Consider the following 19,726-nt stretch of genomic DNA (forward strand, 5'->3'; position numbering starts at 1 on the left):
CAGCAAGCGGTTTATGAATGATAAAAAACATAAGCCGTTTTTTTTGCTTATTCACAGGAGAATACAATGCAGAGGTATGTAAAAGCTTGTTTGGCAGGCTGGATGCTCATGGTTGCAGTATGTTCGTTCGCTGCAACGCAGGAACAGCTGGCACAACAACAGTTACAGCAAAATGTGGATATGGTGTTATCAGTGGCTCGTGACAAAAGCCTGAATGAACAACAGCGTATTAGTCAGATTGAACGTTATGCCGATCAGTATCTGGATTATGAGCGTATTTCAGCTTTGGCTGTAGGTATGCAATGGCGACAGTTTACTGCACAGCAAAGACAGGATTTCAGTGCGGCCTTTAAGAGTATGATTGTGCGCATATATGCACATTCAGCATTGATGGGTGCTAGTAATGCATCTGTGAAGGTTATACCTAAAGTAGTGAATCAGGGTAATAACCGGCTGGAAACATTTACCGAAATTGTTAGTGCCGGTAATAAGCACTACACCGTGGGTTATCAGATGTATTATGCTAATGGTGTGTTTAAAATTTATAATTTCCGGGTTAACGGTACCAGTCTGGTAACTGTATACCGCAGTCAGTTTGATCAATTGATTCAGAAACAGGGTATTGATGCAACTATTGCTCAGTTACGTGATAAAGGTTTGGGTAAAGTGCAGATCAATAAATAATGCATTTATTTGAGCAAAAAAACGGTGATGGATTAAATATCCATCACCGTTTCGTTATATCTGTCTGTTTTTAATTTTGCCGTAAATAAACAGAATAATGCAGGCAAAAATAATCGAAGCTATTAAACCGGCTTTTTCTCCTGCATGGTACCAGCCAAATGCCTGACCAACATATCCGGCCAGTAATGAGCCGCCGATACCAAGTAAAGTGGTGACCACTAACCCAAGTTGCTGTTTGCCCGGATAGATTAGTTTGGCAATTAAACCAATGATAAAGCCAACTATAATTGTCCAGAGTAACCCCATGATGTTGTACTCCTGAGAATAAGGAAGCTTTATCTTAATCCTGTGGCTATAATAAAAGTTGAGTTATTAAGTAAAATCAATATTAATTATGATTTTTTAAATAAATATATGTAATCAATAAGTTATATTTTAAAGATAAACACAAGAACAGCTGACAGAAGATTTAAGCAGTGTGAAAGAAAAAATGTAGGATAATTCTTAGTTTACTCTCTGAGAGAATAGTATTTTGCATGAAAATAGATAAGTAAAAAAAAAGCATAACAATAAGTTATGCTTTTTTTATTGCCAGACTGTTAGTGATTACCAGCATAGGTATTAACAGTACGGAAAGGAGTATTTTCTGGTGTAGAGTCAGAAACATGAGTGTTTTGACCATTTTGAGCAGTAGATTCGCTGAAATGACGAACATCAGTATCATCGTTGTTACTATTAGCCATAGCGAAACCTGCAGTCATAGCTAAAGAAGCAGCCAGTAAAGCGGAAGAAACTAATTTTTTCATTTTTGTTTCCTTTCAAAATGAATTATCAAAATATTTTAAATTTAAACGCCAAATTGTTATTTTTGCTTTTGCAATATGGTTATATTAATACTTTATTAGTATTTTGATAATACCTGATTAGTTAAAGATGAATTTCTTATTGAGAAACTCAATGGCGATGTTTAATGTCAATAAAAAACAGACTAAAACATCATTTATTCAATGATGAAAAAGTCTGCTTTGAGTATAAGTACTATTTTATAGTCAATCAACAGGAATGATTGGAAATTATATTAATACTATAATATTGTGGTTTATTTACCATATACAGGTAAACGATTGCAAATTTTCTGTATTTTTTCTGAGACTTCTGAAATAACTTTTTCATTGTCTGCATTATCCAGAACATCAGCAATCAGATGACCAAGTTCACGCGTATCTGTTTCAGTAAAGCCGCGAGTAGTAATGGCTGCCGTGCCTAAACGGATACCGGAAGTGACAAATGGTTTTTCCGGATCATTAGGGATGGCATTTTTATTAACGGTAATATGTGCTTTGCCCAGCACCGCTTCTGCCGTTTTACCGGTAAGCTTTTTTGGTTGCAGGTCTACCAGAAATACATGGCTTTCAGTACGGCCTGAAACAATACGCAAACCACGTTCAATCAAGGTTTCTGCCAGTACTTTGGCATTGGCTTTAATCTGACGGGCATATTGTTTGAATTCCGGCTGTAAGGCTTCTTTGAAGGCTACTGCTTTGGCTGCAATCACATGCATTAACGGACCACCTTGCAGGCAGGGGAAAATAGCTGAATTCAGTGCTTTTGCGTGTTCATCGCTGCGGCACATAATTACACCGCCACGCGGTCCGCGCAGAGTTTTATGGGTAGTAGTGGTCACAAAATCAGCAAAAGGCACCGGATTCGGATACTCTCCGCCAGCGACCAGACCGGCGTAATGTGCTATGTCTACAAACAGATAAGCACCTACTTTATCTGCAATCTCACGGAAACGTGCCCAATCTATTTCCAGAGCATAAGCGGAAGCACCGGCCACGATCATTTTCGGCTTATGCTCCAATGCCAGCTGTTCCACCTGTTTGTAGTCGAGGATTTCATTTTCATCCAAACCATAGGTAATGGCGTTATACAGGCGACCGGAAATGTTGACACTGGCTCCGTGAGTCAGATGGCCCCCATGCGCCAGAGACATGCCCAGAATAGTGTCGCCTGGTTGTAATACGCTGGCGTAAACGGCCTGATTGGCCTGAGAACCAGAATGAGGCTGTACATTGACATAACTGGCGCCAAATAATTCTTTCAGGCGGTCGATAGCCAGCTGTTCTACTTCATCAACATATTCGCAGCCACCATAATAACGTTTACCCGGATAGCCTTCGGCATATTTATTGGTTAGCTGGCTGCCCTGAGCCTCCATTACGGCGCAGCTTACGTAGTTTTCTGATGCAATTAGTTCTACGTGATCTTGCTGGCGCTGATCTTCACGGGCAATGGCACCGGCCAGTTCCGGATCAAATTTTTCGATGGTTAACGCTTTGGAAAACATGGTGGTTGTTCCTTTTGAGGATGAAGAAATAAAGAATTTGCTGAATGCAGCAGAGAATGAGTGGTGGTTATTTTAACTGATAGTATTGTGTATGTGGCTGAATTTGATAATGTGTGATGATGAAGTATATTCATAAATACTCATTCAGACGATGTAATACTGGATTTCCGCCTGGTAATGGTAATAACCTGTTTATAGGATTCAGTAAATCAATTGCGGATGCTGAATCAAAAATAAATTATCTGGTCGAGAAGTGATGCAGTCTGATAAAAAACAGCCCTGTTAGAAACAGGGCTGTCTGACATTATCCGGAATTAATTACATTTTCATAGAACCGGTTTTCAGGAATTGTTCATGCCAGCTTAAAGCTTCAGTAAGAATATGAGGTGTATGAATACCTTTTGCCGTTTGCAAAGCACGGTCGTAGTAATCCTGCAACTGATCGCGATAATCCGGATGAGCACATTTTTCAATCATCACTTTTGCTCTCTGCCGCGGAGCCAGACCGCGCAAATCAGCCAGACCCTGCTCAGTAACAATAATCTGTGTATCGTGTTCGGTATGGTCAACATGCGAAACCATCGGCACGATGCAGGAAATCTTGTCATCTTTAGCAGTAGACGGGGTAACAAAGAAATTCAGGAAGCTATTGCGTGCAAAGTCACCTGAGCCGCCGATACCATTCATCATGCTGGTACCCATTACATGGGTAGAATTGATGTTGCCGTAAATATCGGCTTCAATCATTGAATTCATCCCAATAATACCTAAACGGCGCACCAGTTCCGGGTGATTGGAGATTTCCTGCGGGCGCAGAATAATGCGGTCACGGTAAAAATCAATATTGTCTGCAAAATCCTGGAATGCCTTAGCAGACAGGGAAATAGCGGTAGCAGATGCAGTAGCCATTTTTCCGGCACGTATCAGATCCAGCATACCGTCCTGCAATACTTCGGTATAGCCATACAGATTTTCAAACGGACCGGTTAACAGACCTGCCAGTACGGCATTCGCCACGTTGCCTACGCCAGACTGAATTGGCAGCATTTCTTTAGGCAGACGCCCCATTTTGATTTCGTGAGACAGGAAATCAACAATATAAGCGGCAATCTGTTTGGATTTGTCATCAGGTTCGCTAAAAACATTGTCGCGATCCGGAGCATTGGATTCAACAATAGCGACTATTTTGTTTAAATCAACTTTCAGGTATTTTTCACCGATGCGATCATCAGCGCGGGTCATGTTAATTGGTTTACGGTGGGGCGGAATAGCATTATCCATAAAAATATCATGCATGCCTTCCATTTGTATCGGCAAACCGGTATTGATTTCCAGAATAACCTTGTCAGCCATATCCAGCCATGTCTGATTGTTACCGATTGCGGTAGACGGAATCAGATGTCCGTCTTCAGTAATGCCCAGTACTTCGATAATGGCTACATGCATGTGACCCAGAAAACCAAACCATGCCTGCTGAGCAACATGCGATAAATGCATGTCAATAAAATTGACATCGCCATTGTTGATTTCCTGACGCATATGGCGATCAGTATTAAATGGTAAACGCTGATTTATTGCATGTGCCTCAGCCAGTGCACCATCACATTCCGGCGCAGTGGAAGCACCAGTCCATACATTAATTTTATATGGCCGACCGGCAGCATGTTCAGCACGGGCAAAGTCAGCAATAGCCTTCGGCAAAACTTTAGGATAGCTGGCACCGGTAAATCCGCTCATGCCGACATTGGCATTATTATCTATCAGGGTAGCAGCTTGCTCAGCAGACATAAGGCGGGAATGAAGTGAGGTATAACGAATGCGATCCTGTACGGACATCGTGTTTTCTCCTTATTAAATCAAAAATGCCTGACCCTTGCCTGGTCAGAGTGAGGCGTAGAAGATAAGTGTTTGTCTTTGCCGTATATTCAATTCAGTACGAATGCTATGACATAATGACTCTAACAACGGACTGCATTTTACTGTAAATAATTTTGTTTTGCTGTTCTGTCTTTGTACTGAAAAAGTGCAGAACAGCAGATACAGATAAATAATTACAAATTAATAATTAAGAATTTGAATTAATACATTAAGTTGCAAAATAAACAGACTATCAGATTAGACAATGTTTACACAATATTTTAATAGTATTGCCTAAGGTTTCGTTGCCGGAGAATTTTCTAAATTAAATCAGTTTAAGCAAAAAACTGCTGTATTAATTGCTGCGCATGTTCTTGCAGCCCTGTTGGATTAAACGGATCGCATACATGTTCGGGATTCAGTTTACGCAACCATGTCAGCTGACGTTTTGCCAGTTGCCGGGTGGCAGTAATTCCGCGTTCAACAAATGTACTGTAGTTAGTTGTGCCATTAAGATAGTCAAAAGCCTGCCGATAGCCTACACAGCGAATTGAAGGCAAATCAGGATGCAATTCCGGGTATTGCAGACGAAGTGCTTCCACCTCTTCCACAAAACCCTGTGCCAGCATCGAATGAAAGCGGGTGGCAATCTGTGTATGCAGGCGGGCACGGTCGGCTGGTAAAAGTGCCAGTGTACATACATTTAAAGGACTCTGCCGGTTTTCCTGTTTAGCCAGATGGCTACTCATGGGAACACCAGTGATGTGATAGATTTCCAGTGCCCGTTCAATACGCTGGCTATCACCGGCAGGCAAGCGGGCAGCAGTAATGGGATCCACCCGCTGTAATTGTGCATACAGAAAGTCTGTACCGTGCTGTTGTTTAAGTTTATCCAGTTCGGCACGGATTTGCGGATTGGCTTCGGGCAGGCTGTTCAGTCCCTGTGTCAGGGCATGGTAATACATCATGGTACCGCCCACGAGCAAAGGCAGGTGACCGCGTGTATGAATTTCCTCGACTAAATCCACACAATCACTGACAAACTGGGCAGCACTGTAGCTTTCAAGCGGTGAAATAATATCAATCAGATGATGGGGCACTGCTTCTAACTCTTCTGCACTGGGTTTAGCCGTACCAATATTCATATCACGATAAATCAGGGCGGAATCCAGACTGATAATTTCAATCGGAAACTGCTCAGCCAGACTCAGAGCCAGACTGGTTTTGCCTGACGCTGTAGGACCAAGCAGAGCAAAAACTTTTGGCAGAGATGCAGACATAGTGGCTACCGTAGTTTAAACAGTTATTGTAGCGATTTACGCTCAATTGAGCGATAGATAGTTAGATAAGAGTATAAATCGGGATAAGCAGCATAATGTGATGTAATCTGTTAAAGCAGTTAAAGAAAATCAAAGCATAAATATGAAGATTATTTTTTGTACATTAGATATTTTAAAATTTTCTTTTATTCGAAGATATTTGAAGCAATAAAGTAACCAAAAATTAGCGAGTAATTTCAATTGTTGATTAGCTGAATTGAGTAGGAAACAGCTATTGTACGAAAGCAATGATATTTACTTGCATAATACGGGTGTATTTCTAATTAGATGTCAGCTAAACGACTTTAAAATTAATCTATGCCGGCAAATTAATATAACTGTTGTGCAAGAAGTATTCTGCTAATAATTAATATTTTGTTTTAAGTTAAGATTAAATTTTATGATTCGGAATAATCAGATACTTCAGTAGCAGACATTTCAGCCAGCTAAAAAAATAAGTGCTGCGGATATCAGCTCTATGAAAGTAATATCTTATATTTATACCTTTTCAAATTTGCTATCAGTGCATTTGCATAATATTTGCATTCGGCATGAAAATGCACATAATATAAGTTTATTGTTACACTAACCTTTATAATAGCCAAATAAAGTTATGGTAGTTATTTAGAGAGAGTAACTTAGTCAGGAATAAATGTTTACATGAATAGCCAGTTTAACCATATCGGAATTGTGACACGGCCGCAAACACCAATGATGAGTGAAGTACTGGACGAACTCATTACTTTTTTATGTGAAGAAGAAATTTCGGTGTATCTGGATAGTGAAGCGCAAGCGGATAACCAGATTAATCCGGTATTGCTGCAACGCTGTAATATTATTAATAAATGTGAAATGGGGCGGCGCTGTGATCTCGTTATGGTACTGGGTGGTGACGGTACTTTATTGTCTGTTGCCCGTAAACTGGCACCTTACCGGGTACCATTGATTGGTATTCATCAGGGACATCTTGGTTTTCTGACACAAGTACCGCGTGCTCAGATGGTAACTGAATTAACCGGCATGCTGACTGGCAAATATCTGCCTGAAGAACGTATTTTGCTGGAAGCGACAGTAGTACGTGCAGGCGAAGAAGTTTATCATTCACTGGCACTAAACGACGTTGTACTCAGCCGTGGTGCACTGGGGCAGATGATTGAATTTGAGGTATTCATCAATAAAGAGTTTGTTTATACCCAGCGTTCAGACGGTTTGATTGTGTCTACACCTACTGGTTCGACGGCATATGCTCTGGCTGCCGGTGGTCCTATTTTACAGCCAACTCTGCGTGCATTCAGTTTGGTGCCTATTTGCCCGCAATCCATGTCCAACCGGCCGATCGCTGTTAGTGATACCAGTGAAATAGAAGTGCTGATTACTAAAGGCAGCGATGCCCGGGCTCATTTTGACGGACAGGCGTTTTTTGATTTACATGCTATGGATAAAATCCGTATTTGCCGCTATCGCAATTCTCTGAGGATTTTACATCCGGTTAATTATCAATATTACAAAACTCTGCGCCAGAAACTGTATTGGGGTGACCAGCTGGTATAGCTATTTGCTGTATAAACAAACTTAAGCCGTTAATCAGATTTTAAATAATTTTTGTAGCCTGATATCATCTCTGAAAAAATAATGTGTATGTTGCTATTGGTGGAAAAAACACAATAAAAATTAATAAAACCGAAATTTATTATCGATTATTTTAGATTTTTCTAAAAAATGGTTTCTTATTTTCCTAAAAAATACTAAAATCCGGCATAAATCATTAATACTTTCTCTAAGAAAGGTTGTTTATGCTTCTGGCGCTGTCTTTGCGTGACTTTGTCATTGTTGATGAGCTGAATCTGAGTTTTCAAAGCGGCTTTACCGTTCTGACAGGTGAAACCGGGGCGGGTAAATCAATCACGCTGGATGCATTGGGTCTGTTGCTAGGTGATAAAGCTGATTATGGTCAGATAAGACATGGTGCCAGAGAAGCCCAGTTATCAGCACTGTTTGATGTCAGTGATGTAACGCATGCCCGCACCTTACTACAGGAACAGGGATTACTGGATGAAAACGAAACGCAATTAAGTATCCGCCGTACGATTGATATAAAAGGAAAAAGTCGCAGTTTTATTAATAATCAGGCGGTTACTCTGAGTCAGTTGCGGCAGATAGGTGAATTATTAATTGATATACATGGTCAGAATGCACACCACTCTTTAAATAGTGAATCCGCGCAACGTATATTACTGGATGCATTTGCGGGTGCTGATACAGAAGTTGCTCTGGTACGTGAAGCCTATCAGCGCTGGCATGAAGCCAAAAAAGAGCTGGAAAAAGCGCAAACACAGGCTGATAGTCTGAATATTGAGCGTGAGCGCTTGCAATGGCGCTTTGATGAGCTAAATGCCCTGAATCTTCAAGAGCATGAGTGGGAAAATCTCAGTCAGAGTCATGATTCATTAGTACATGCGGCGGAAATACTGCAAACGGCGGAAAATGTAGAAGAAGTTCTCAATGGTGATGAGGGTTTGCAAAGCCGTTTGTATCATTGCCGGCAGCAACTGGCTGCACTGATTAAAGCAGCTCCTGCTTTTGCAGACAGTGTGGCATTACTGGAATCAGTAGAAGCAGAATTGAGTGAAGTCAGTGCGTATTTGCGTGAAGCCACTGCCAGTGTAGAGACTGATGAAAATTTATTAGCACAGCAGGGACAGCGCATGCAGGAGTTAATGAGTGTTGCGCGTAAATATCGGATCGAGCCACCACAATTGCCTGAAGAGCTAGAAAAAGTTGAATCAGCTCTTAATGAACTGGAGGCGGCTGCGGATATTGAAGCGTTACAGGCGCGGGTAGTAGAACGCGAAAATGAATATATGCATGCAGCACAGCAATTATCAGTGAAACGCCATCAGGCAGCGAAAAAGCTGGCGAAACAAACCACAGCTCACATGCAAAATTTATCAATGCAAGGTGCACGCTTTCATATTGAATTGTTAAGTGCCTCACCATCAGTGCATGGTCTGGAGCAGGTACAGTATCAGGTAGCTGCCAATCAAGGAATGCCTTTACGTGCAATGAGCAAAGTTGCTTCCGGTGGTGAGTTAGCACGTATCAGTCTGGCTCTGCAAATGGTTACCAGTCAGTATAATGCGGTACCTACATTAATTTTCGATGAGGTGGATACCGGTATTGGCGGAGCTGTAGCTGATGTTGTTGGTCATGCACTGCGTAGTCTGGGGCAAAATCGTCAAGTGCTGGCTGTTACTCATCTGCCGCAGGTCGCAGCTTGTGGTCAGCAGCACTGGCAGGTGCGAAAACATAACAGCAAAGGGCAGACTGTAAGTGAAATAAACGTACTGGCTGCGACAGATCGGGTGAATGAGATTGCACGAATGCTTGGCGGCGAAACCATTACCGATACCACACGTAATCATGCCAGGGAAATGCTGGAGCTGGCGCAAAGTTAATTCTGTTATTACGAATTTATCTGCAAGCTCTCTGATTTTTCAATGTATATATGTCTTTACTGCAAAAGCCGGAAATGATATTTATTTAAGTAAATAATTATAAAATAACGTTTATCTACTTATGTTTTATGCATGCTGTTCTTTATCACAACAGTTTTAATAACAAAACATATTCTGATAATTTTCCTGTCAGCGTGCATTTTTATAATATATGACTGATATAGACTGGAACGGGCTGCTTTAGCCTGAGCAAGGTGTATACGTTCAGTCTGTTTCATGCGCGATGTATAATAATAACTTTCAATATTCTATGATGAGTTGCTGATGAGTGAACCACACAGTGATAGAACACTAGATGTTATCGATTTAAATTGCCCGATGCCGATTTTACGTGCAAAAAAAGCGCTGGCAGTAATGGATAGCGGAGAAGTATTGCTAGTACTGGCAACAGATAAAACTGCTCCTGATGATTTTGCAGCTTTTTGCCGGCAGACAGGACATGAATTATTGCATCAGCAAATCAGAAATGATGATGTAATAATGATGTGGGTAAAACACCGCTAAGTTTTTCAGACGGTAATTTATTACAATTAATTACAATATTTTGTTAACTTTATTCAGGTTCAGGTTGTAGAAGCTGCGACAGAATAGTACATTAACCTATTATTTTTAGCTGTGTAACACACGCTGATAGAACGGATACAGATGCAGACTCTCACTATAACCCGTCCGGATGACTGGCATCTTCATGTGCGTGATGGTGCAGCATTAAAGGCAGTATTACCTTTCAGTGCACGGCAAATGGGGCGAGCCCTGATTATGCCAAATCTGAAACCACCGGTAACCTCAGTTGCAGCAGCACTGGCTTATCGTGAACGTATACTTGCTGCAGTACCTGCGGGCAGTCATTTTCAGCCATTGATGACTTTATATCTGACTGACCAGACTACTCCGGCACTGATACGCGAAGCCAAAGAGGCAGGTATTATTGCGTGTAAGCTTTATCCTGCCGGTGCCACAACTAACTCTGCGGCTGGTGTCAGTGATTTGTGGGATTTATTGCCAGTATTGGAAACCATGGCTGAAACAGGCATGCCACTACTGGTGCATGGTGAAGTAACCAAAAGTGAAATTGATATTTTTGACCGTGAATCAGTATTTATTGATGAACTTTTACAGCCGCTATTACAACGTCTGCCTGAACTGAAATTAGTATTTGAGCATATCACCACTGCACAAGCTGCTGAGCTGGTGATTCAGGCTGGTGAAAATGTGGCTGCTACGGTAACACCCCAGCACTTGCTCTACAATCGCAATGCTTTACTGGTAGGGGGAATCCAGCCTCATCACTACTGTTTGCCGGTACTAAAGCGCGAAACCCATCGTCAGGCACTGTTACAGGCTGTAAGCGGTACACAGTCTCATAAATTTTTTCTCGGTACCGATAGTGCGCCGCATGCTCAGCACAGTAAAGAATGTGCTTGCGGATGTGCGGGTATATTCAGTGCCTTTGCTGCTATTGAGTTATATGCGGAAGCTTTTGAGCAGGCGGGAGCACTGGATAAATTACAGGCTTTTGCAGCAGAAAACGGTCCGCGGTTTTATGGTCTGGAAATCAATAAGGAAACCATTACACTGGAAAAAATAAATCGCACAGTGCCACCATACTATCCGTATGGTAATCATGAACGACTGATTCCGTTGCGTGCTAATCAGACCATTAGCTGGAGTGTGGTAAATAATTAAATATGCAAGATTCAACTCAAATTACAGACCGGCTATCAGTACAAGCACATCAAACCGAAATTCGGGTGCGCGGCTTTCACATAGATGTATACCGCCATGTTAATAATGCACGCTATCTGGAATTTCTGGAAGAGGCACGCTGGCATTATTTTGATGAAGCCGGCTTAACGCCAATGTTTACTGAAGCCGGTTGTGGAATGGCTGTTATAAATATCAATATCAGTTACCGGCGCAGTGCCGGTTTCGGAGATGATTTGCTGATATCTACTGCTTTGAGCAAAATACAACCGCGCAAAGTAGAAGTTAATCAAACGATTACTCTTAAAAATACAGGACAGACAGTTGTGCAGGCTGTGGTGACGTTTATGGCTTTCGATCAGCAAAGCAATAAAGCAATTTCTTTTCCTGCTGCGATACAAGAACGATTTAATGCTATCAGGTAACAATATAAGTTAAGTCAGTAAAAAACCCTGCGCTTGGCAGGGTTTTTTACTGACTTAACTCAACCACTATCAGGCTTTACCGTCAGCTTCACGCAGCATGGCGTAAATTTCATCTTTCAGGCGCAATTTTTCCCGTTTCAGTTCGTCCAGATTATCCAGACCACTGGTTACCGGGTTATTAGTCAGACCTGTAATTTTATCGTCCAGTCGGTTGTGTTCTTCGAATATATTAGCAAAATGGGTATTTTCCGCCTTTAATTTGGTAATCAAGTCGCGATATTCAGGAAACATATAACATCCTTTACAGTTGGTTAAAATGATTTTTATTATTTTGCATTAATTATAGCTTAAGGTATATAAGATTGCGCTAGTTATGACGTAAAAAGTAACAAGAGCATGTTAAACTGGCACAATAATACATACGGGAGTTTATAATGTATAAACGGTTAATGGGTTGGATAGGCGCATTTATTCTGGTTTTAAGCCTCAGCGGGTGTGGCTATAATACAATGCAGTCACAGGATGAGGCTGCAAATGCTGCCTGGTCGGAAGTGCTGAATCAGTATCAGCGTCGTGCTGATCTGGTACCCAATCTTGTGAATACAGTTAAAGGCTATGCCAAACATGAACAACAAGTTTTAACCGACGTTACTAATGCCCGTTCACGTGTAGGCAGTCTGAATATGACCAGCAGTGATGCTGATAATCCGGCAAAAATGGAACAGTTTTCACAGGCACAGGGAAATCTGAGCAGTGCTCTGAGCCGCTTGCTGGTAGTAACAGAAAATTATCCTGATCTGAAAGCTGATCAAAGTTTCCGGGATTTACAAGCGCAGCTTGAAGGTACAGAAAACCGTATTGCTCTGGCACGCAACCGCTATATTCAGACAGTACAGGTTTACAACACTACTTTGCGTTCTTTCCCGAACAATATCACAGCCAAAATTTTCGGAATGCATGTTCGCCCGAATTTTGTACCGGAAAATGAAGCGGCGGTAAAACAGGCACCGCAGGTAGAATTTTAATTCGTTTTCTGTTGTTATTTTATGTGATTAATTAAACAGCCAGTTTGTCAGAACTGGCTGTTTGCATATCAGTATAGTAAGCAGCTGCTACTATTGTGCTAATTGTTTTTTTGCAGAATCTGACAAAATGGAAATTAAAAATTTATATGGTTGCGGCTATTTTCCGAACAGACAGGAGTAATTGTTAAACATACCAGCAGTTCGATAAAAACTTGCAATACTAACTGTGGAAATTTGCTGTATCGGACTGAATACTTGTATTCTGTTGTAATAACAGAATCTGTTTGTCTGAAAGTATGGAGTCAGATAATAGTGGTCTTTTATCCTGACAATCAAAAGGTTAGTATGAACTAAAATACAAGCAAATTTGCTTTTATGGCACTAAGGTTGCAAAGATGAACACAATACGCTTATCTGTCCACAGGCTACTCGGTCTTTTTCTGGGCTGTTTTTTTGCAATGCATTTGCTCGCTGCCAATGGTTTGGTTCCTGTACCAGCGCTGACTGATCCGGTAATGGATACAGCCAATATGTTACAGCCTGCTACCCGTGCAGAATTAAACCAGCAGTTACTGGCGTTTAGCCGGCAGCATGGCAGCCAGATTATAGTATTGACAGTTCCGGCTATCTCACCGGAAACACCTTTTGACTATGCTACGCGTGTTATGGATAGCTGGAAACCGGGGCGTAAAGGAATTGATGACGGTGTACTGTTGTTGCTGGTGCGCGATGAACATAAAACGTTTCTGGCACCCGGTCGCGGACTGGAAGGGGCTATTCCTGATGTTTATGCTAAAAGAATTCTGGATGATGTGCTTCGTCCGCAGTTACGGGCAAATAATGCAGACGGAGGTGTACGTGAGGCTGTAAATCAGCTGGAGAAGCTGATTAACGGTGAAAAATTACCGGCACAACAATCTGCACATCAGGAATCTGATGATTCAGGCTCAACAATTTTTGGAATTCTGTTACTGATATTTATAGCCGGTTCATTTTTGAAAAATATATTTGGTAATACGCTGGGCAGTGCAATAGTTGGATTTCTGGTATTAAGTTTTGGCTGGTATTCGGGCTGGAGCCTGTTTGCAGCGATTATTGGTGCAATTCTGGCATTCATAATAGCACTCATTTTTGCCGGTAATATTTTTATTGGCGGCTCTGGCGGTGGTAGGGGCGGTTTTGGCGGTGGTTCAGGAGGCGGAGGGTTTAGCGGAGGAGGCGGCTATGGTGGTGGCGGAGCTTCCGGTAGCTGGTAATACTGGCAGTCATAATTGAACTCCCCGTTAAATACTGATAATTTGTAAATTTTACGTAAAATAATGTATAGTTATTTATTTATATAATTATGATTATTTAGCATTTCGTTTCTGGTGGGCATACATGTCTAAAGTCGGTTATGGTATCTGTTTTCTGCTGATGTACTTTTTAGTCATGCGTTATAGCGTGTTCGGAGTGCTGATTGATATTGTACTAATCATACTGATTATGTTTTATCTTCGGGCTGTGCAGATTGTAGATGATGGTACTGAAGCATCTATTGCTGCCGACAATAATCTTTATATTGTTGTTATGTTTGAAGTGGCCGGTCAGATATGTGCAGCCAAAGGACATGTTTCTGATGAAGACCGGTCGCGTGTCTATGACATGATTAAAAAAATGCAGCTGGATGCAGAAACTGAAGTTTTGTCGCGTTATGCTTTTAATATGGGGCAGACAAAAAATTATCCGCTCAGAATCAGACTTAAACAACTATACCGGGCTTATAGTGATGACAAGCGCGGTTTAATGCTGTTTTGTAAAAATATGCTTGAATTAGCGCTGATTGACGGACGGCTGCATAATAATGAACGGCGCATTCTGAATATCATAGCGGATGAATTTCATATTCCTTATGCACAAATGCTTATTTTTGCCAGCCAGACTATTCATCAGGAAAATGAATACCGGCATTACTGGCAGACCAACGAGCAATGGAAACAGCAGCGTCAGCGTGCGCGTTCAGAGCAACGCCGTCAACAATATCAGCAACAGCAGAAGCAATATCAGCAGCAATACCAGCAGCAATACCAGCAACAGCAACAACAGCCTGAAGAACCGTTTGGTTCTGATCCTTATCTTGTACTGGGTATATCAGCAAAAGCGAGCCCGCAGGAAATTAAACAGGCATATCGCCGCCTGATGAATAAATATCATCCGGATAAACTCATTAAGCAAAATCTGTCGGAAACTAAGATGCAGCAGGCAACTGAACATGCTCAGCGTATACAGGCAGCCTATGCTTATGTGAAACAGTTACGCGGATTTGTTTAGATAATAGATAAGGGATTATAGAATCTATATTTATTTCAAAATATATAACCCTTAGAATTTTGTGATTTTCCAATCAGAGAATTTGTCAGAGCCAGCTCTGATAATAGGTTGGTTTTTATGTTAGAAATCATTTTTGCTCTCTGGCAATATCTGGATTTTTACTTTACAGGCTAATTTTCCCTGCTAGATCAATTAGTATCGTTATCATCAAAATATATGCTAACTAATGTCGCCAGCAATAATATCCGTTACATCTGACTTTCCGGTTTTCTGTTTTTATATGATATATATTGTTTTTGTTATCAGCCTGGTAACAGCAGCATTTTCTTATTAAGAAAATTTATGGTAGTGTAAGTAGAATGCTGATTATTCTGGAATTAATTAAGTAACTCAATATATACTTTTTAATAAATCTGCGGTGCTAACTATGAAATCAGATATACAGGAAAAAGCAGAATATACGAGCTTAAATAAACTCAATATGCAATTATTACCACGTATCTGGCGCCACTGGATAAATCCGCGCCAGCGGGTAAGTAAATATTTTCCTGCTCTTGCATTGCAACAGCTAACTGAACAAATTACATTATCTGAGCAACGTCATACTGGACAGCTTCGGTTTGTGATTGAATCCAGCCTTGATACCGCGAATTTGTGTCATCACACTACGGCACGCCAGCGTGCACAGTATTGGTTCGGAAATCTGGGTATATGGGATACTGCTGAAAAAAGTGGTATTTTGGTTTATGTACTTTTTGCTGATCGCGCAGTAGAAATTATTGCAGACCGGGGTATTAATACCTGTGTGAGTATGGTGCATTGGCAGCAGATATGTAATCGCATTACTCAGGCGTTTCAGCATCGACGATATATGGATGGTTTAACTGCCGGACTGGATGAGCTGACGGAATTACTTGTACAGTATTTTCCGCGTACGCATGCCGGTACTAATGAACTGGCTGATGAAGTTATTCTGCGCTAGTTTTGAAAAACTAAGTATTTATATAAGTAAATTTTCAAGGTACTGTAACGGCTTAATATTCAATTAAATTATCAGTGTGCAGTATTTTCAGTAAATTAGCCCATAATTACAAAAGATGTGGAATTAATTATTAATATTTCGGGATAAAACGCCATAAATAGTTTTTTTGAATTAAATTTATTTAATAATATTAAAATACAAATATATAAGGTCTATAATATATCTGCGGCTTAAAAGGACAGATTGACAAAGAGGGAATGTGCATGGCCGCAGGTAGTTTGACTATCGCACGTAAGCATAAGCCGGAATAATCTGATATTGCATGACAGGATTATTCTGGCTTCAGTTTGTCTGATGAGTGCACATTCAGCGCAAACGTCCGATAATAATGTTCGGCGCCTTGATTAACAGCATGATTTTATCTTCATTTTTTAATTGCATAGTTTGTGCACTATGACAGGTAATACTGGCGTTCAGGCTGACAGCTGCACCTAAATCCACAGTAATCACACTGTTTACAGCACCAGTATCTATGTGGCGTATTTGACCTGTTAGCTGGTTACGAGCGGATATTTGTAAATTCGGATCGGGACGCGCAAGCATAATGGCTGATGCCTGAATGAGAGCCAGTGCATCAACGCCGACAGCCAGTTCCATCTGTTCACAACTGTGTCTGGTAAGAATGGCTACCAGTTCCTGTCCGTTGCTCAGTTGCAGATGAACCTCATTATTTACAGCTCCTTCAATGATTTGGCTGATTCTTCCGGCGAGTTGGTTATCAGCACTTAAATCCAGATTCATTTTTTGCCATAAACTATGATGACTATTGTCAGCGTTAGCTTCCAGTTGCCGGATGAGTTGCTGATGACGTTGCTGCATAGTGTGATAATAATTTAAAAAAGCTTCACCAAAAGCTGTTAATACACTGTTCCCGCCGCCCTGACCACCGGTTTGCCGCAAGACTAAAGGTTCAGGCGCCAGATTATTCATTGCATCTATGGCATCCCATGCTGCTTTATAACTCATAGGTACCGCTTTAGCCGCCTGAGTAATTGAGCCGAAACGCCGGATATTTTCCAGTAAAGTAATCCGTTTGCTGTTGCCAATTCGCTGGCCGTTAATAGTGGGAATCAGTTCACTGTTAAGATTAAATTCATTCATTGCAATTGTTACGGGGAGCTGAGTACAGACATCCATTATCCATATGCCAGATTTGAGCGTCAAAAGCAGCTGCATCTTCCGGATCGTGAGTTATCAGTAGCATGGGTAAGTTTAATTTCTGCTGCCAGGCAGATAACTCAGAACGCATTTGAGCCCGTAGCTGAGTATCCAGTGCAGAAAATGGTTCATCCAGCAGAATAGCCCGCGGCTGAGCAATCAAAGCACGAGCCAGAGCCACACGCTGGCGCTGCCCGCCGGACAGATGAGCCGGATATTGTTCTGCTACCGAATTGAGCTGCATAGCAGTCAGCCAGTGTTCAACTTCTGTATACCGGCTGCGTTTTTTCGGATTGAATAAACCATGACAAATACCGCAGGCAATATTCTGCCGGACATTTAAATGAGGAAAGAGGGCATAATCCTGAAACACAAAGGCCAGTTTACGTTGTTGCGGGCTGAGATTAATATGCTGCTGTGCCTGAAACAGAGTAACACCATTCACATTAATATGACCCTGTTCAGGAGTCAGCAGACCGGCAACAGCCTTTAGCATCAGACTTTTACCACTGCCTGAGGCACCCATAATAACTGTACGCTGTGACTGACAGCACAGGCGGATATCCAGAGTAAAATGACTTCCGTCATTACGTTGAAGGGTTTTCTGAAAATTAAAATCTAACATAAAAACCATTGGCCGGATTAAAAACAGGCAAAGCAATATCGGAAAACAATATTGTTTGATTCAGGTATCGGATTATTTAAGATTGGTCATAGGTACTTTGCCGGATAAAAGTTTGCCGGTAAGCAGTAATATCAGAATACAGACCACAGATATAATCAAGACCAGAGTATTGGCCAGATAGTCATCTCCGGCCTGTACTGCTTCATATACGGCAATCGACAGAGTTTGTGTCTGCCCCGGAATGCTGCCTGCCACCATCAGCGTAGCACCGAATTCACCCATACTGCGTGCAAATGCCAGTAATACGCCGGCCAGAATACCTCTCCAGGCCAGCGGCAGAGTAATGCGCAGAAATACTCCGGCATTACTGATACCCAGAACACGCGCTGCCTGCTCCAGCTGGGAATCCAGACTTTCAAATGCAGCACGTGCCGGTTTGAATACCAGAGGAAACGATACGATTGTTGCCGCTACAACAGCACCCTGCCAGGTGAAAATCAGATTAATACCCAGATAACGTTCCAGCCACTGACCAATAAAGCCATTTTTTCCAATCAGAACCAGTAAGTAGTATCCCAGTACCGTTGGCGGCATTACCATTGGCAAAGTGAGAATGGTATCAATCAGCTCCTTACCCCAGACAGCTTTACGGGCAAGTACATAACCTATACCAACCCCCAGAACCAGATTGATAGCAGTTGCCCACAGGGCGATTTTAAGTGACAGGGCAAGAGCAATCCAAGCCGCAGCCATTATCTACTCCTTGAAATAAAAATTCAGACAGAATTGCGGGAGGATAACTGCCGGTGGAAAAATACTCAGCGTGCGTTTTGAAAACCGTAACGCTTAAGAATTTTCTGACCCTTTGGCGACTGGATAAAATTAATAAAGCGGCTGGCAGCTGCCGGTTCTTTACTGGCTACTGTCTTAGCAATCGGATAGCTGATTGGCTTACTGGTCGGGATGGTTGCAGCTACACTAACTTTATCCGGCATAATGGCCGCATCTGTGCCAAATACGAAACCGGCTTCCGCTGACTGATTAGCTACATAATCCAGAGCCTGACGGACATTATTCACATTCACAATTTTAGGCTTTACCGTACTCCATACTTTTGCCTGCTCCATTGCTGCCTGAGCATAACGTCCGGCCGGTGTAAAAGCGGGGTTGCCCAGTGCAATATGTTTAATACCTGGTTGCTGCAGATCTTTCAGTCCGCGTACATTCAGACTGCTTTTTTTCGGAATAATCAGTACCAGACTGTTATTTACAAAATTAATTCTGTCCTGTGCCCGCACAAGATTCTTGGTCTGAGCCTGATCCATAGTTTGCTGATCAGCAGAAGCAAATACATCTACTGGCGCACCGTTTTGCATCTGCTGAAGCAGAGAGCCTGAAGCTCCGAAATTAAGCAGTACTTTATCCTGAGGATATTGCTGCTGATATGCTTTGGCAATGTCATTAAATGCATTGGTCAGACTGGCAGCCGCTGAAACTGTGATATTGGCGGCAAGTGAAGCAGTGCTCATTACACTCAGGCTGATTGCAGTAATGATAGTAGTCAGACGAATGTAGTCAAAGCGCATATTCTTATCCCTATTTGAAATAAATTATTATCCGGCGCCAGGTCAGGCAATACCGATTATAAAGGAAAATTGTTTCGAAATATATATAAGTATATAGCGATAGACAGTCATAGAGATGTGCGATAC

General features: G+C 41.7%; 20 protein-coding genes. 10 read left to right on the top strand and 10 right to left on the bottom strand.

What is annotated here, in order from left to right:
- Positions 1 to 66 precede the first annotated feature (66 nt).
- Positions 67 to 684, top strand: a complete 618-nt coding sequence (locus H3T75_RS07655) for a phospholipid-binding protein MlaC (RefSeq protein ID WP_198190217.1) — start codon at positions 67 to 69, stop codon at positions 682 to 684.
- A 54-nt stretch (positions 685 to 738) separates the two neighbouring features.
- On the opposite strand, the gene H3T75_RS07660 is transcribed toward H3T75_RS07655, so the two are convergent.
- The 5 genes from H3T75_RS07660 to miaA all read right to left on the bottom strand — a co-directional run bounded on the left by H3T75_RS07660 (position 739) and on the right by miaA (position 6,171).
- A complete protein-coding gene (locus tag H3T75_RS07660) occupies positions 739 to 990 on the bottom strand; it encodes a GlsB/YeaQ/YmgE family stress response membrane protein (protein ID WP_084551839.1) in 252 nt (83 codons plus the stop codon).
- A 293-nt stretch (positions 991 to 1,283) separates the two neighbouring features.
- Positions 1,284 to 1,490, bottom strand: a complete 207-nt coding sequence (locus tag H3T75_RS07665) for a hypothetical protein (protein ID WP_025330220.1) — start codon at positions 1,488 to 1,490, stop codon at positions 1,284 to 1,286.
- 293 nt (positions 1,491 to 1,783) lie between these two features.
- On the bottom strand, positions 1,784 to 3,034 hold the full coding sequence (glyA, locus tag H3T75_RS07670) for a serine hydroxymethyltransferase (RefSeq protein ID WP_084551838.1): 1,251 nt from the start codon (positions 3,032 to 3,034) through the stop codon (positions 1,784 to 1,786).
- A gap of 318 nt (positions 3,035 to 3,352) precedes the next feature.
- On the bottom strand, positions 3,353 to 4,870 hold the full coding sequence (locus H3T75_RS07675; RefSeq protein WP_198211426.1) for an acetyl-CoA hydrolase/transferase family protein: 1,518 nt from the start codon (positions 4,868 to 4,870) through the stop codon (positions 3,353 to 3,355).
- 356 nt (positions 4,871 to 5,226) lie between these two features.
- Positions 5,227 to 6,171, bottom strand: a complete 945-nt coding sequence (gene miaA / locus H3T75_RS07680) for a tRNA (adenosine(37)-N6)-dimethylallyltransferase MiaA (protein ID WP_038648713.1) — start codon at positions 6,169 to 6,171, stop codon at positions 5,227 to 5,229.
- 699 nt (positions 6,172 to 6,870) lie between these two features.
- Here miaA and H3T75_RS07685 point away from each other — a divergent pair.
- From H3T75_RS07685 to H3T75_RS07705, 5 genes are all read left to right on the top strand, one after another.
- Positions 6,871 to 7,761 carry an NAD(+) kinase gene (locus H3T75_RS07685; protein WP_198211427.1) on the top strand — a complete coding sequence of 297 codons (891 nt, stop codon included), beginning with the start codon at positions 6,871 to 6,873 and terminating at the stop codon, positions 7,759 to 7,761.
- A 242-nt stretch (positions 7,762 to 8,003) separates the two neighbouring features.
- Complete coding sequence (gene recN, locus H3T75_RS07690; protein ID WP_198211428.1) at positions 8,004 to 9,665, top strand: DNA repair protein RecN; 1,662 nt, start codon at positions 8,004 to 8,006, stop codon at positions 9,663 to 9,665.
- Between the two features lie 324 nt (positions 9,666 to 9,989).
- Positions 9,990 to 10,229 (top strand): sulfurtransferase TusA family protein, encoded by a 240-nt coding sequence (locus H3T75_RS07695; protein ID WP_025330226.1) that lies wholly within the window; start codon positions 9,990 to 9,992, stop codon positions 10,227 to 10,229.
- Positions 10,230 to 10,370: 141 nt separating this feature from the next.
- A complete protein-coding gene (gene pyrC, locus H3T75_RS07700; RefSeq protein ID WP_198211429.1) occupies positions 10,371 to 11,411 on the top strand; it encodes a dihydroorotase in 1,041 nt (346 codons plus the stop codon).
- Positions 11,412 to 11,413: 2 nt separating this feature from the next.
- Positions 11,414 to 11,854: a thioesterase family protein gene (locus H3T75_RS07705; protein WP_025330228.1), complete on the top strand. Its 441-nt coding sequence runs from the start codon at positions 11,414 to 11,416 to the stop codon at positions 11,852 to 11,854.
- A 69-nt stretch (positions 11,855 to 11,923) separates the two neighbouring features.
- Here the strand turns inward: H3T75_RS07705 and H3T75_RS07710 are convergent, their stop codons facing one another.
- Positions 11,924 to 12,145 carry a YdcH family protein gene (locus H3T75_RS07710; RefSeq protein ID WP_025330229.1) on the bottom strand — a complete coding sequence of 74 codons (222 nt, stop codon included), beginning with the start codon at positions 12,143 to 12,145 and terminating at the stop codon, positions 11,924 to 11,926.
- Positions 12,146 to 12,288: 143 nt separating this feature from the next.
- Here H3T75_RS07710 and H3T75_RS07715 point away from each other — a divergent pair, with 143 nt between their 5' ends.
- From H3T75_RS07715 to H3T75_RS07730, 4 genes are all read left to right on the top strand, one after another.
- Positions 12,289 to 12,879 (top strand): LemA family protein, encoded by a 591-nt coding sequence (locus H3T75_RS07715; RefSeq protein ID WP_078475098.1) that lies wholly within the window; start codon positions 12,289 to 12,291, stop codon positions 12,877 to 12,879.
- A 395-nt stretch (positions 12,880 to 13,274) separates the two neighbouring features.
- A complete protein-coding gene (locus H3T75_RS07720) occupies positions 13,275 to 14,135 on the top strand; it encodes a YgcG family protein (RefSeq protein ID WP_232339958.1) in 861 nt (286 codons plus the stop codon).
- A gap of 124 nt (positions 14,136 to 14,259) precedes the next feature.
- The gene (locus H3T75_RS07725) at positions 14,260 to 15,189 is read left to right on the top strand and encodes a DnaJ domain-containing protein (RefSeq protein WP_198211430.1); all 930 of its coding nucleotides are present in this window, start codon (positions 14,260 to 14,262) and stop codon (positions 15,187 to 15,189) included.
- A gap of 427 nt (positions 15,190 to 15,616) precedes the next feature.
- Entirely contained in the window at positions 15,617 to 16,171 is a 555-nt protein-coding gene (locus tag H3T75_RS07730; protein WP_232339959.1) for a TPM domain-containing protein, read from the top strand.
- Positions 16,172 to 16,537: 366 nt separating this feature from the next.
- On the opposite strand, the gene H3T75_RS07735 is transcribed toward H3T75_RS07730, so the two are convergent.
- The 4 genes from H3T75_RS07735 to modA form a co-directional block, all read right to left on the bottom strand.
- The gene (locus H3T75_RS07735) at positions 16,538 to 17,332 is read right to left on the bottom strand and encodes a TOBE domain-containing protein (protein ID WP_198211431.1); all 795 of its coding nucleotides are present in this window, start codon (positions 17,330 to 17,332) and stop codon (positions 16,538 to 16,540) included.
- Positions 17,325 to 18,014, bottom strand: coding sequence for an ATP-binding cassette domain-containing protein (locus H3T75_RS07740; RefSeq protein WP_198211432.1), 690 nt, complete (start codon positions 18,012 to 18,014; stop codon positions 17,325 to 17,327). Before H3T75_RS07740 ends, H3T75_RS07735 begins: the two co-directional genes overlap by 8 nt.
- A 72-nt stretch (positions 18,015 to 18,086) precedes the next feature.
- Complete coding sequence (gene modB, locus H3T75_RS07745) at positions 18,087 to 18,767, bottom strand: molybdate ABC transporter permease subunit (protein ID WP_025330236.1); 681 nt, start codon at positions 18,765 to 18,767, stop codon at positions 18,087 to 18,089.
- Between the two features lie 65 nt (positions 18,768 to 18,832).
- Positions 18,833 to 19,600, bottom strand: a complete 768-nt coding sequence (gene modA / locus H3T75_RS07750) for a molybdate ABC transporter substrate-binding protein (RefSeq protein ID WP_025330237.1) — start codon at positions 19,598 to 19,600, stop codon at positions 18,833 to 18,835.
- Positions 19,601 to 19,726 lie beyond the last annotated feature (126 nt).

The organism is Snodgrassella sp. W8135 (assembly GCF_016101225.1).
GTDB lineage: Bacteria > Pseudomonadota > Gammaproteobacteria > Burkholderiales > Neisseriaceae > Snodgrassella > Snodgrassella alvi.

Coding starts and splice junctions, on each gene's coding strand:
- pyrC (WP_198211429.1), top strand. CDS start 10,371: ATGCAGACTCTCACTATAACCCGTCCGGATGACTGGCATCTTCATGTG.
- modA (WP_025330237.1), bottom strand. CDS start 19,600: ATGCGCTTTGACTACATTCGTCTGACTACTATCATTACTGCAATCAGC.
- H3T75_RS07720 (WP_232339958.1), top strand. CDS start 13,275: ATGAACACAATACGCTTATCTGTCCACAGGCTACTCGGTCTTTTTCTG.
- modB (WP_025330236.1), bottom strand. CDS start 18,767: ATGGCTGCGGCTTGGATTGCTCTTGCCCTGTCACTTAAAATCGCCCTG.
- H3T75_RS07715 (WP_078475098.1), top strand. CDS start 12,289: ATGTATAAACGGTTAATGGGTTGGATAGGCGCATTTATTCTGGTTTTA.
- H3T75_RS07725 (WP_198211430.1), top strand. CDS start 14,260: ATGTCTAAAGTCGGTTATGGTATCTGTTTTCTGCTGATGTACTTTTTA.
- H3T75_RS07740 (WP_198211432.1), bottom strand. CDS start 18,014: ATGTTAGATTTTAATTTTCAGAAAACCCTTCAACGTAATGACGGAAGT.
- H3T75_RS07675 (WP_198211426.1), bottom strand. CDS start 4,870: ATGTCCGTACAGGATCGCATTCGTTATACCTCACTTCATTCCCGCCTT.
- H3T75_RS07710 (WP_025330229.1), bottom strand. CDS start 12,145: ATGTTTCCTGAATATCGCGACTTGATTACCAAATTAAAGGCGGAAAAT.
- H3T75_RS07735 (WP_198211431.1), bottom strand. CDS start 17,332: ATGAATGAATTTAATCTTAACAGTGAACTGATTCCCACTATTAACGGC.
- H3T75_RS07705 (WP_025330228.1), top strand. CDS start 11,414: ATGCAAGATTCAACTCAAATTACAGACCGGCTATCAGTACAAGCACAT.
- H3T75_RS07655 (WP_198190217.1), top strand. CDS start 67: ATGCAGAGGTATGTAAAAGCTTGTTTGGCAGGCTGGATGCTCATGGTT.
- glyA (WP_084551838.1), bottom strand. CDS start 3,034: ATGTTTTCCAAAGCGTTAACCATCGAAAAATTTGATCCGGAACTGGCC.
- H3T75_RS07695 (WP_025330226.1), top strand. CDS start 9,990: ATGAGTGAACCACACAGTGATAGAACACTAGATGTTATCGATTTAAAT.
- H3T75_RS07685 (WP_198211427.1), top strand. CDS start 6,871: ATGAATAGCCAGTTTAACCATATCGGAATTGTGACACGGCCGCAAACA.
- H3T75_RS07660 (WP_084551839.1), bottom strand. CDS start 990: ATGGGGTTACTCTGGACAATTATAGTTGGCTTTATCATTGGTTTAATT.
- H3T75_RS07730 (WP_232339959.1), top strand. CDS start 15,617: ATGAAATCAGATATACAGGAAAAAGCAGAATATACGAGCTTAAATAAA.
- miaA (WP_038648713.1), bottom strand. CDS start 6,171: ATGTCTGCATCTCTGCCAAAAGTTTTTGCTCTGCTTGGTCCTACAGCG.
- recN (WP_198211428.1), top strand. CDS start 8,004: ATGCTTCTGGCGCTGTCTTTGCGTGACTTTGTCATTGTTGATGAGCTG.
- H3T75_RS07665 (WP_025330220.1), bottom strand. CDS start 1,490: ATGAAAAAATTAGTTTCTTCCGCTTTACTGGCTGCTTCTTTAGCTATG.